Origin of the sequence: Saccharopolyspora gloriosae, assembly GCF_014203325.1 — a bacterium.
GTDB lineage: Bacteria > Actinomycetota > Actinomycetes > Mycobacteriales > Pseudonocardiaceae > Saccharopolyspora_C > Saccharopolyspora_C gloriosae.
Genome location: NZ_JACHIV010000001.1, coordinates 2,558,733 through 2,571,303, shown reverse-complemented (window position 1 = coordinate 2,571,303; position 12,571 = coordinate 2,558,733). Strand labels below are relative to the sequence as shown.

General features: G+C 74.5%; 6 protein-coding genes. 3 read left to right on the top strand and 3 right to left on the bottom strand.

The window, feature by feature from the left end:
- Positions 1 to 8: 8 nt before the first annotated feature.
- Positions 9 to 1,193 (bottom strand): 4-hydroxybenzoate 3-monooxygenase, encoded by a 1,185-nt coding sequence (locus BJ969_RS11330; RefSeq protein WP_184478901.1) that lies wholly within the window; start codon positions 1,191 to 1,193, stop codon positions 9 to 11.
- Between the two features lie 161 nt (positions 1,194 to 1,354).
- On the opposite strand from BJ969_RS11330, the gene BJ969_RS11325 reads away from it, so the two are divergent.
- On the top strand, positions 1,355 to 1,819 hold the full coding sequence (locus BJ969_RS11325; protein WP_184478900.1) for a MarR family transcriptional regulator: 465 nt from the start codon (positions 1,355 to 1,357) through the stop codon (positions 1,817 to 1,819).
- Here the strand turns inward: BJ969_RS11325 and BJ969_RS11320 are convergent.
- Together BJ969_RS11320 and BJ969_RS11315 are read right to left on the bottom strand one after the other, a co-directional pair.
- Positions 1,808 to 3,130, bottom strand: coding sequence for a M1 family metallopeptidase (locus BJ969_RS11320; protein WP_184478899.1), 1,323 nt, complete (start codon positions 3,128 to 3,130; stop codon positions 1,808 to 1,810). The two genes, BJ969_RS11325 and BJ969_RS11320, sit on opposite strands and share 12 nt — an antisense overlap.
- Positions 3,127 to 7,101 carry a Pls/PosA family non-ribosomal peptide synthetase gene (locus BJ969_RS11315; RefSeq protein WP_184485136.1) on the bottom strand — a complete coding sequence of 1,325 codons (3,975 nt, stop codon included), beginning with the start codon at positions 7,099 to 7,101 and terminating at the stop codon, positions 3,127 to 3,129. The genes BJ969_RS11320 and BJ969_RS11315 overlap by 4 nt, the downstream gene beginning before the upstream one ends.
- Positions 7,102 to 7,585: 484 nt before the next feature.
- Here BJ969_RS11315 and BJ969_RS11310 point away from each other — a divergent pair, with 484 nt between their 5' ends.
- Together BJ969_RS11310 and BJ969_RS11305 are read left to right on the top strand one after the other, a co-directional pair.
- Positions 7,586 to 10,726, top strand: a complete 3,141-nt coding sequence (locus BJ969_RS11310; RefSeq protein WP_184478898.1) for an AfsR/SARP family transcriptional regulator — start codon at positions 7,586 to 7,588, stop codon at positions 10,724 to 10,726.
- Between the two features lie 110 nt (positions 10,727 to 10,836).
- Positions 10,837 to 12,561 (top strand): alpha/beta hydrolase family protein, encoded by a 1,725-nt coding sequence (locus BJ969_RS11305; protein WP_184478897.1) that lies wholly within the window; start codon positions 10,837 to 10,839, stop codon positions 12,559 to 12,561.
- Positions 12,562 to 12,571: the final 10 nt, after the last annotated feature.

The window sequence follows — 12,571 nt, the reverse complement described above, 5'->3', positions numbered from 1 at the left end:
CCCGGCTTTCACAGCCGCGCGCCGAGCGGGAAACCGACGTAGTTCTCCGCCAGCGAGGTGGCCGCCGCCGCCGAAGCGACGACGTGGTCGAGGTGGGAGCGCTGCAGGCGGCGGGCGAAGTCGTCGGACGCCGGGTCGGAGTGCAGCAGGGTGGTCATGAAGTACGAGAAGTGCTCGGCGCGCCACACCCGGCGCAACGCGGTGTCCGAATAGGACCCCAGCTGGCTGTCGTCGCCGTGGCCGAGCGCCGCGGTGAGCGCCTGCGCCAGCAGCGTCACGTCGGCCACGGCGAGGTTGAGCCCCTTCGCGCCGGTGGGCGGCACGATGTGCGCGGCATCCCCGGCCAGCAGCAACCGCCCGTACCGCAACGGTTCCGCGACGAAGCTGCGCATCGGGGTGACCGACCTGTCGGTGATCGGCCCGCGTTCCAGCCGCCAGTCCCCGTCGACCGCGAAGCGCAGGTCCAACTCGTCCCAGATCCGCTCGTCCGGCCAGTCCCGCGCGTCGGTATCCGGCGGCACCTGCAGGTAGAGCCTGCTGACCTGCGGGGTGCGCATGCTGTGCAGGGCGAATCCGCGCTCGTGGCTCGCGTAGATCAGTTCGTCGGTGGACGGTGCGACGTCGGCGAGGATGCCGAGCCACGCGAACGGATAGGTCCGCTCGTAGGTGCGGACCCGCTCAGCGGGGATCGCCTTGCGCGCGACTCCGTGGAAGCCGTCCGCACCGACCACGTAGTCGGCGTCGAGCACGTGCTCGGCGCCGTCGTGGCGGTAGTGGACCCGCGGGTGGTCGGTGTCGGCTCCGCGCACTTCGGAGACCTCGGCTTCGAACAGCAGCGCCGCCCCGGACTCGATCCGCAGCGCGACCAGGTCGCGCACCACCTCGGTCTGCGCGTACACCATCACCCGGCGCCCGCCGGTGAGCGCGGCCATGTCGATGCGGTGCCCGGCGCCGCCGAAGCGCAGCTCGATCCCGTCGTGCACCAGGCCTTCGCGGTCCATCCGCTCGCCCGCGCCGCAGTCCCGCAGCACGTCGACGGTCCCCTGTTCGAGGATGCCGGCGCGCTGGCGGTGCTCGACGTGCTCGCGGGAGCGGGATTCCAGCACGACCGACTCGATCCCCTGGCGTTGCAGCAACCGCGCCAGCAGCAGGCCCGCCGGCCCCGCTCCGATGATGGCCACGCTGGTCCGCATCGAACGTCTCCTTCGGCCTCGCACCGGAATTGATCCGTGTACGGATGAATTGACTACACCGTCCACCGCGAAGACCGGGTTGTCAACGAATCAACCACTCCTTGCTCGATGCAGACATGATCCGTACACGGATCGGATCAGCGGTGGCGCACAATGGGCGGGTGGGCTCCATCGATCTCAGCACGCATCCCGGCCACCTGTTCCGGCGCGTCCAGCAGGTGCACACGATGCTGTGGGCGGCCGCCGTCTCCGACGACGTCACCCCGCCGCAGTTCGCGGTGCTCAACGGGCTCGCCGACGAAGGAGGGCTCGATCAACGCACGCTCGCCGAACGCATCGCGCTGGACCGCTCCACCGCCGCCGACGTCATCGCCCGGCTGGTCCGCCGCGGACTCGTCGAACGAGCCAGGGACAGCGCCGACGGCAGGCGCAACGTGCTGCGGCTGACCGAATCCGGGCGCACCGCGCACACCGGTCTGGTGCGGCGCACCGAGCGGATGATCGAAATCCTGCTGACGCCGCTGGACGGCGCGGAACGCGAACAGCTGCTCGGCCTGCTCGGACGGGTCGCGCGAGCCGGGGAGCGGATTCGCGACCCCCGGTCCGAGGTCGCCTCAGAAACCTGAGTCCGCGGGCGTTTCGGTGCCGTGCAACCAGGTCTCGAACAAGCCCTCCAGCGGCCGCGCCGCGCACTGCTCGGCCAGCGCGGTGAACTCGGCGGTGGACACCGTGGCATGCCGGTGCTCGGCCACCCAGCGCCGCAGCAGGCCGAAGAACGCGTCGTCGCCGAGTTCGCCGCGCAACGCGTGCAACACCAACGCCCCGCGCTTGTACACGCCCTCGTCGAACATCCGCGCCACCCCCGGATCGGCGACCCGCAGACCGGGCTCGGCGGCGCGCATCCGCGCGTGCCACTCGCGGGCGTGCTCGGCCGCGGTGCCCTCGCCGACGGCCTCCGACCACAACCACTCCGCGTAGGTCGCGAACCCCTCGTTGAGCCAGATGTCGCGCCAGTCGCCGAGGGTCAGACTGTTGCCGAACCACTGGTGGGCCAGCTCGTGCACCACCAGCCGCTCGTGGGTGCGGTGCCCGTCGAGCAGGTTGCGGCCGAACACCGACAGGCCTTGGGCCTCGATCGGCTCCTCCAGGTCATCGTCGGTGATCACGACGACGTACTCCGCGAACGGGTACGGGCCGAACAGCTCGCCGAGCACCCGCATGATCTCGCCGTGGCGTCCGAACGTCTCCCGGAACACCGGCAGCAGGTGCGCGGGCACCGCCGCCCGCTGCGGCACCGGACCGGCCGCGAGCTCGACCTCCTCGTAGCGCCCGGTGTGCACGCCCATCAGGTACGTCGGCGTGGGCTCGGCCCGCTCGTAGACCCACCGGGTGGAGCCCGCGCCGCTGGTGCGCCGCGACAGCAGATCACCCGTGACCAGCACGGTGAACCCCGCGTCCGCGGTCACCGACACCCGGTAGGCCGCCTTGTCCGACGGGTGGTCGTTGCAGGGGAACCAGGACGGGGCGCCGATCGGCTGGCTCGCCACCAGAGAGCCCTCGGTCAGCTCGTCCCAGCCGATGTCGCCCCACTGCCCGCGCACCGGGCGCGGATTGCCCGCGTACCGGACCCGCACCTCGAACCGGGCGCCGTCGGCGATCGCCCGCCGGGGCCGGACGCGCAGCTTGCCCGCGCGGTGGCCGAACTTCGCGGGCTCGCCGTCGACGAGCACCCGGCGCACCCGCAGGTCCGCGAAGTCCAGGCTCAGCGCCGACAACGCCTGGGTCGCCACCGCCGAGACCGTCACGTCCCCGGACAGCCGGTTCGGGCCGACGCGGTAGTCCAGGTCCAGGTCGTAGTGCTCGACGCGGTAGCCGCCGTTGCCGTGCGCGGGCAGGTACGAGTCGGTGGAGCGGTCCGCTCCCGCAGCGGCCGTCATGAGCGCCGCTTCCCGCCACGCCAGGCGGAGATCGGGTTGCCGCGCCAGCGGGAGTCCGCGGGCACCGCGTCCCCGCGGGTGATCAGCGAGCCGGGGCCGACCGTCGTGCGCGCGCCGATGCTCGCGCCGGGCAGCACGATCCCGTGCGGGCCGAGCGTCGCACCCTCGTCCAGCACCACCTCGTCCATGCTCATGATCCGATCATGGAACAGGTGGGTCTGCACCACGCAACCCCGGTTCACCGTCGCCCCGGCGCCGAGGCGCACCAGGTCCGACTCCGGCAGCCAGTAGGTCTCGACCCACGCGCCGCGGCCGATGCGCGCGCCCATCGTGCGCAGCCACGTCGTCAGCAGCGGCGTGCCCGTCGCGGCACCCGCCAGCCACGGCACCGCCAGCACCTCGACGAAGGTGTCGGCCAGTTCGCCGCGCCACACGAAGGAACTCCACAGCGGCTGCTGGCGCACCCGGAACCGGCCCACCAGCACCCACTTCGCCAGCGTCGTCACCGCGCACGCCAGCACGCCCGCCGCCAGCAGCACGATCCCGGACAGCGCCGCCGCGACCCACGGCCCGGCCGCGGCCCACAGCCACGCGAGCGCGCCGAGCGCGAGCACCGCCAGCGCCGCCGAGGCCATCACCGGCACGATCCGGCACAGCTCCACCAGCGCCCGCGCGAACACCAGCCGCAGCGGCGGGTCGAAGGTGCGCTCCGCGTCCGAGCGCACCTTCGCGCGCCGCAGCGGCATCGGCGGCATGCCCAGGTACGACGAGCCCTTCTTCGCCTTGCGCGGCGTGGACGAGAGCACCCCGACCAGGCCGCGCTTGGGCACCGAACGGCCCGGCGCGGTCATCCCGGAGTTGCCGAGGAACGCCTCCTTGCCGATGCGGGCCGGGGCCACGTGCAACCAGCCGTTGCCCAGCTCGTAGGTCGCCACCATGGTGTCGTCGGCGAGGAACGCCCCGTCGGCGACCTTCGTCATCTTCGGCAGCGCCAGCACCGTGGAGATCTCCGCGCCCCGGCCGACCTTCGCGCCCAGCAGCCGCAACCACATCGGCGTGAACACGCTGGCGTACAGCGGGAACAGCGCGGTGCGGGCCATGCCCATCAGGCGTTCCGTCGTCCACACCTGCCAGGCGATGCGCCCGTGCACCGGGTGGTGGCCTTCGCGCAGACCGATTCCCAGCGCCCGCACCGCGATCAGCACCAGCAGCGCGTAGGCGCCGAAGTACGCGGCCGTCGCCGCGGGAACCGCCGCGAGCGCCGCTCCCAGCGCGGCTCGCGGCGTCGGCGTGCCCGCCAGCGCGGCGGCGACGATCAGCAGCGCGGGCACCGCCGCCACCACCGGTACCGCCGCGAACAGCGCCGAGGTGACGCCGTACACCGCGCTCCACGTGCGGGAGCGCGGCGGGCGGTGCGCGGGCCACTCCGCCGGGCCGCTCGCGGAACGCGCCGCGGGCGAGCCCGCCCAGCGCTGGTGCGCCGGGATCACGCCGTGGACGGTGGAGCCCGCCGCGGCCTCCGCGCCCTTGCCCACCCGCGAGTCCGGCAGCAGCATGCTCCGCGCGCCCACCCGGGCGCCCGCCCCGATCCGGATTCGTCCGATGTGGACGGTTTCGCCGTCCACCCAGTGCCCGGACAGGTCCACTTCGGGCTCGATCGCCGCGCCACGACCCACCTTGAGCAGCCCCGTCACCGGCGGCGGCGAATGCAGGTCGACGTCCTCGCCGATCTTCGCGCCCAGCGCCTTCGCGTAGTGCGTCGTCCAGAACGCCCCGGAGACCGAGCTCGCGCCGCACCGCTGGTCCCACTGCTGGGCCGCCCACAACCGCAGGTGCACGCCCCCGCCCCGGGGGTAGCGGCCCGGCCGGACCCGGTGCAGCAGCATCCTGATGCCGCCCGCGGCGAGCGCGATCCGCCCCAGCGGGCTGAACAGCACCACCCACGCCGCGACCAGCGCCCACCAGGACGTCGACGGAGCCCACGCGAGGCCCGTCGCCGACAGGACGGTGCCGATCGCCGCCAGCACCGCCGTCCACCGCAGCCCGGTGAGCGTGCACAGCGGGACCATCAGCAGCAGCTGGCACCAGCCCGTCCGCCGCGGGACCGGGGCGACGTCGGCGCGGGCGGTGGTCACCGCGTCCAACTCGTCCAGCTCCGCGGCGAGCTCACCGAGCCGCGGGTGCTGGTAGAGGTCGGCGACCGAGACCTGCGGGTGCCGGGTGCGCAACCGCGTCACCAGCTGCGCCGCGGCGAGGCTGCCGCCGCCGAGCCGGAAGAAGTCGGCGTCCGGCCCGTCCGGGCGCATGCCGAGGATCTCCGCCCATTCCTCGACCAGCCACGACTCGGTCTCCGAGAGCCCGTCGACCGGCGGCTGCTCCCGCTGCGGCAGCGGCCAGGGAAGCGCCGCGCGGTCCACCTTCCCCGAGGTGCGCGTCGGCAACGCGTCCACCACCGCGGGCAGCGGGACCAGCGACGCGGGCAGCACCTCCCGCAACCTGCGCACGGCGTCGTCGGTGTCGAACTCCGCGGCGTCCTCGGCGACGAGGTAGCCGACGAGCAGCTCACCGCCCGCCTTCGTGCGGCGCACCGCCGCCGCCGCGCCCGACACGCCCGGCAGTGCCTGCAGCGCGGCGTCGACCTCACCGAGCTCGATGCGCCTGCCGCCGAGCTTGATCTGCTCGTCGGCGCGACCGACGAACACGAGTCCCTCCGGGTCGGCCCGCACCAGGTCCCCGCTGCGGTAGGCCCGCGGCCAGCCCAGCGACGGCGACGGCGCGAACTTCTCCGCGTCCTTGGCCGGATCGAGGTAGCGGGCCAACCCGGCACCGCCGATCACCAGCTCGCCCTGCGCGCCCGGCGCCACCGGCATCCCGCGCTCGTCGACCACCGCGAGCCGCCAGCCCGCCAGCGGCAGCCCGATCCGCACCGGACCCCGCCCGTCCAGCCGTGCCGCGCAGGCCACCACCGTCGCCTCGGTCGGGCCGTAGGTGTTCCACACCTCGCGACCGTCGCCGACGAGCCGCTCCGCCAGCTCCGGAGGGCAGGCCTCGCCGCCGAAGATGAGCAGCCGCACCCCGGCCAGCGCCTCCGCCGGCCACAGCGCGGCCAGCGTCGGCACCGTGGAGACCACGCTGATCGACCGTCGCACCAGCCACGGCCCCAGGTCCGCGCCCGCCCGCACCAGGGAACGCGGCGCGGGCACCAGGCAGGCGCCGTGCCGCCAGGCCAGCCACATCTCCTCGCACGACGCGTCGAACGCGACCGACAGGCCCGCGAGCACCCGGTCGCCGGGCCCGATCGGCGCGTCCGGCAGGAACAGCCGCGCCTCGGCGTCCACGAACGCCGCGGCCGAGCGGTGCCGCACCGCCACGCCCTTCGGGGTGCCGGTGGATCCGGAGGTGAAGATGATCCACGCGTCGTCGTCCGGCTCCGGTGCACCGGTCCGGCCCGTCGGGGCACCGCGCTCGACCGGTTCGCCGCCGGTGAGCACCGCGCACACCTCGGCCTCGCCGAACACCAGCTCCGCGCGCTCCGGCGGATCGTCGGCGTCGACGGGCACGTAGGCCGCGCCCGCCGCCAGCACCGCGAGGATGCCCAGGTACAGCTCGGACGTGCCGGACTCGACCCTGATCCCGACCCGGTCGCCGCGGCCGATGCCCGCCGCGGTGAGCCGCCGCGCATCGGACTCGACGCGATCGGCCAGCTCCCGGTAGGTGAACGTCTCGACGCCGGTGTCCAGGGCGGGCGCGTCCGGGTGCGCACGAACGGTGGCCGCGAGCACGTCCAGCAGGGTGCGCTCCGGGGCGGCCGGGCCCGCGTCGAACAGCGCGGTCGCGGGCGGCTCCGGCACGGCCAGCGCGGTGCGCGCGAGCGCGGCGGCGGCCGCGGTCGAACCGGGCGAGTGCGGTTGTGCCAGCAGGTCGAAGACGGGGAAGGCGGAGCCGGGCGACTCGGTGCCGCCCCGGTTCATCGACAGCGTCACCGGACGGCCCTTCCGCCGGGAACACCGGAATCCGGAAGTCGATCACCGCTGACGCTCATGCCGCACCTTTTCCAGTCGATGCCCGCGGATCCGACCCATCCGCGAGAGACAGAACGATCACATTACCCCTGGTGAACGGGATGGCCGGCATTCGACCGGGGATTCGTGTCCGGCCTCACCGAGCCTCCAACGGGCTCCGGTCAAGACCTCACGCCCGGTCCTACCCGTGCAGGTGACCACGAGCCCGGGACTTCACCCGATGCGCGGGGACTCGGCCGAACGCCGACCACGCACCGCCCGAAGTCCTCGGCGGAAACCGCCCGGCTCGACGACGCGCCCGCACGTTAAGGCGAACCTCCGAACCGGTTCAGCACCCAGCGTCCCCGCTACCGCGCGCGAATCGTTCCCGCACTCGGCGGCGCACCCGGACCGATCTCACCATGGAGCGGATCAACGCAGGTGGGGAGGTGTGATGGGACGTCGCGACCAGCTCGGCACGGGCACCGTTGCGCGCCCGGTGCTGGACGACGCGCTCGACACGGCCGCCCGGAACCGGGTGTGCCTGGTGATCGCGGCGGCCGGATGGGGCAAGACGACGGCCGTCAAGGAATGGGCCGCCACGGGCGTCACCACCGCCTGGTGGTCGCCCGAGAGCTCCGGTGACGACGCCGGACGGCTGCTCACCCACCTCGTCGACGCCGCTCTCCCGCACCTGCCCGGCCCCGCCCCGGCCACCGAGCGCGGGGCGATCTGCGACTGGCTGCGCGACCTGCCCGCGGATCTGCACCTGGTGATCGACGATCTGCACGAGGCCGGTGAGCACGCGGTCTCGCTCATCGCCGACCTGTGCCGCACCGCGCCGCCCCGCCTGCGGCTGGTGCTGCTGTCGCGCCACGAACCTCCGTTCTCCCTGGAACGGCTGCGGGGGCAGGGCAAGGTCGGCGAGATCGACGCCGGACTGCTCGCCTTCGACACCGACGAGATCGCCGAACTGCTCGACGGCGCCCTCGGAGACGGCGACGTCGCGCTCGCCCACGAGCTCAGCGAACGCACCGGTGGCTGGCCCGCCGCGGTCTGCCGCGCCATCGAATCGCTGCGGACCGTGCCCGAACCCCGCCGCTCCGGGATGCCGACCGCCGACCGGTTCCACCCGTACCTCGCCGAGGAAGTCCTCGACCGCGAGCCGGAGCGCGCGCGGCACGCGCTGCACCGGCTGGCCGTGCTCGGCGACGTCACCTCCGAAGAACCCGGCGGCGTGTTCACCGACCTCGCCCGGCGCGGCCTGCTGCGGCCCTCCGGAACCGGGCGGTGGGCGCTGGTGCCCCCGCTGGCCGAGTTCCTCGCGGAACCGCGCACGGTGACCCCCGAGATCCGCACTTCGCTGCACCGCCAGGCCGCCGAGGAGGACCACCGGGCCGGTCGGCACGAGCGCGCGCTGCGCCACCTCGTCGCCGCGCGCGACACCGAGCGCTGCGCCGCGCTGCTCACCGACGTCGGCGGCAGGCTGCTCGACGACGGGCACGTGGACGTGGTCCTCGACGCCGCGGCGTTGCTCGGCGACTCGGCAGGAGAGGCGATCGCGCTCCTCGTCGGCCAGGCGCACCGGCTGCGGGGCCGCTGGCCGGAGGCCGCCGCGAGCTGGCGGCGGGCGGGCTCACCGGCCGATCCCGCGCTGGCGTGGCGGATCGCCGCCGCCGCGCTGGCCAGGGCCGAACCCGCCGAAGCGCTCGACGCCTGCTCCGCCGCGCACGGCACCGGAACCACGTCCGACGAGGCCCGGCTGTCCGCGATCGCCGCGCTGGCCCACCGCCTCACCGGCGACGTCGCACGCGGCCGGGAGGCCGCCACCCGGGCCGAGGAGATCGCCGCACGCTGCACACCCGGATCAGCGGCGTCCACCGCCGCCCGCATCGCCCGCGCCGTGCTCGCCGCCGCCCGCGGCGACCAGCGCGAGGCGCGCACCGCCTGGTTCGACGCCGCGGAGAACGCCCCGGCGGTACCGCTCGGCAGGCTGCACGCGCTGCGCGCGCTGCACTGCACCGAAGCGGGCGAACCCGCCCCGGCCCTGGCGCACGCCGACGCGGCGCTGCGGATCGCGGAGAAGCACGGGGACCCGCTGCTGCGGGCGCACGCGCTGACCCAGCGCGGCACCGCCCTCGCCCGGCTCGGCCGGTTCGACGAGGCGACCGTCGCGATCGACGCCGCCTGCGACGGATTCGGCCGGTTCGGCACCGGCTACCTCGCCTGGCCGCTGTGCGTGCGCGGCGACGTGCACCGCCAGCGCGGCAGGCTCGAACGGGCCCGCTCCGCCTACGAGGAGGCGCTGGCACTGGCGGAACCCGCGCGGGACGTGCTCGGCACGAGCGCCGCGCTGATCGGGCTCGCCCGGATCCGCGCGGTCGACGACCCGGAGCAGGCGCGCGCGCTGGCCCAGCGCGCGGTCGACCTCGGCGAGCACCTGCACGAGGTGCGCGCCCTGCTCACCCGCGGCTGGATCGCGTGGGAGGCCGGGGACCTCGAACCGGCGATCGCCGACGCCGCGCTCGCCGCCGAACAGGCCCGCTCCCGCGGCGACGAGCCCGGCTTGGCGGAAGCGCTGGCGCTCACCGCCGTCACCTCCCCCGACCCGCTGGAGCACGGACCGGCGCTGGACGAGGCCGTGCAGATCTGGCGCGAAGGCGGTTTCGCCGTCGAAGAGGCGCAGGCCGTGCTGCTGCGCCACCGGCTGGGCCCCGTGCGCGACGGTGCCGGAGCGGTCGCGGACCTCGCCGAACGCACCCTGCGCGAGCACGGCGCGACACCCGACTCCCGGACGGCCGCCGGCCCGCTCGCCGCGGTGGCGCGACTGGCCCCGCCGGTGGCGCTGCGCGCGCTGGGCGTGTTCCGGATCGAACACGCCGGGCTGCCGGTGCCGCGCGCGGCGTGGCAGTCCCGCAAAGCCCGCGAGCTGCTGAAGATCCTCGTCGCGAAGCGGCGCCCGCTGCGCCGCGAAGAGCTGATGGAACTGCTGTGGCCCGAAGTGGACCCGGTGCGGGCGGGCAACCGGCTCTCGGTGCTGCTCTCGACCGTGCGCGACGTGCTCTCAGGGCCCGGGCCGATGACCGGTTCGGTCCTGCTGACCAGCGAGACCGGCACCGTCGGCCTCGATCCGCGCTACGTCCGCGTGGACGTCGAAGCGTTCCTCGCCCAGGCCGACCGGGCGTTGCAGGCGCATCGCGACGAGCTGCCCTCGGCGACCGCGCAGCTGCTGGACGCGGAGGCCGCCTACACCGGTGACTTCCTGGAGGACGATCCGTACCAGGCCTGGGCGGACGCGCTGGCCGACGAGTTGCGCACCACGCACGTCGCCGTGCTCCGGGCGCTGACCCGGCGGCTGCGCGCCGAAGGCGACACCGACCGGGTCGCCCGGTTCGCCCTGCGGCTGCTGCGCGACGACTGCTACGACGAAGAAGCGCACCTCGACCTGGTGAGCACCCTGCTGCGCGCGGAGCGCTTCGGCGAGGCCCGCCGCCGCTACGAGCTCTACAGCAAGCGGATGCGCGAGATCTCCGTCGATCCGCGGCCGTTCCCCGGCATCCCCGGAAATCGGCGCCGCACTGACACCTCCGAGTGACGATCCTGCCCGTTACGGGTGACGCAGGCCCACCCTTAAGCAAACCCTAAACCGCCCTGAACAGCGGTTTTCTACTGTCGCGGAGTGCATTCCGCTTGCCCGAGGCGCGCATGAGCGCACCCGCCCCGATCCGGCCCGCCACCTTGGCCGTGGCCAGGTCGAACTTCGGCTTCTCCCCCGACGGCCGGGAGATCGCCTGCGTCCGCACCAGCGCCGAGGCGTCCACCTTGGAGCTGTGGTCCTTCGCGGCCCGCGGCGCCCGGCCGCACGTGCTGCGCAGCCGTCGCTTCGGCCAGATCCCCGGCAAGATCCGCCCCTCCGAACCTGAACTGATCCACCACAGCAAGGCCGTCGATCCCTACGCGCAGGTGCTGCCGCTGGGCGACGGGCGGGTGCTGCTGCTGACCGAGCGCGGCGACCTCGCCGAGCTGGAACTGATCGCCCCGCCGGTGCCGCGCACCCACATCCTGGGCCAAGTGCGCGCGGCGGACGGCTACTTGCTGCCGAGCCCGTCGGCGGCGCAGCTGGGCTTCCTGGTCGCCCGCGAGGACCCGGAACAGACGGCCGTCTGGCGACTCACCGACGGCCCGCCCGGTGTCGAGCCACTCGTGCGGCTGCCAGGAGCCGCCTCTGGGGGTGTGTGGCTCGACACCGACGCGGATCTGCTCGCGCTGAACCTGTCGCGGCCCGGGCACGCGGTCGAAGGGGTGCTCGCCGACCTGCGGCGCGGATCGTGGCAGCCGCTGTTCTCGCTGTCGCCCGGCAGCGACGACCGGATCCTGCTGCACCACCAGCGCTCCAAGCTGCTGCTGGTGCGCTCCACCTCCACCGGCGCGGACCGGGTCGGGTGGGTGCTGCTGGACGGGGCGGGCAGCGTGCGGTTCCCGGACCGGCTGTGCCCGACGCACATCCCGCTGACCGTGGACGACGGCGGCCAGCGGGTGCTGCTGCGGCGGGAATCGGGCGCGTTGTCGGCGCTGGACCTCTACTCCCCGCGCGACGACAAGCTCACCGCGCTCACCCTGCCGCCCGGCCGCACCGGAGATCAGGCGCACTTGAACGGACGCACGGTGCGGGTGCCGTTCTCCTCGCCCGCCCGGCCGTCGACGCTGGTGACGGTCTCGCCGAGCGGATCCTGCTCCGCGATCCCGGAGGAACCGGGCCCGGAGCAGCCGCCGTGGGCGTCGGCGGACCTGCTGCGGCTCGGCGGCGGCATCGAGGCCATCGTCTACGGCGGCGCGAAGTGGCGTTCCTGCGAGCACGTGGTGCTCGCGCTGCACCACACCGAAGGTGCGCTGTGGCGCTGGGAGTTCCACCCGCTGTTCCAGGACCTGGCGGCGGTGGGCGTGGCCGTCATCGCGCCGAACCACCGCGCCGAGGACGGCAAGTGGGGCGGGCCGGACCTGGCCGGGGTGATCTCGCTCGGGCACCACCTGCGTTCGCAGCGGCCCGGACTGCCCGGTCCGATCCTGCTCGGCGGCGGCCACGGCGGCCGGCTCGCGCTGCAGGCCGCGGGCAGCACGCCGGGGCTGTGGTCGGCGTGCGTCGCGCTGGCGCCGCTGCTCACCGACGACGACGAACTGGCGCGGGGCATGGAGGCGAACACCGCGCCGGTGCTGCTGGTGCACGGCACCGGCGACGAGACGGTGCCGGTCGGCCGGGCGCGGACGTTGCGCCGGCGGCTCGCCGGGCCGTCCGTCGCGGGCCCCGCCTTCCGGTACTTCGAGGTCGACGCCGGGCACGACGCCGTGGCCGCGGTGGACCGGGGAACGCTGCGGGAGAAGGTCGTCGCGTTCTGCCGCAGCGGACTGGCACCCTCACCCGGAGTGCGCTGATCGTCGTCGG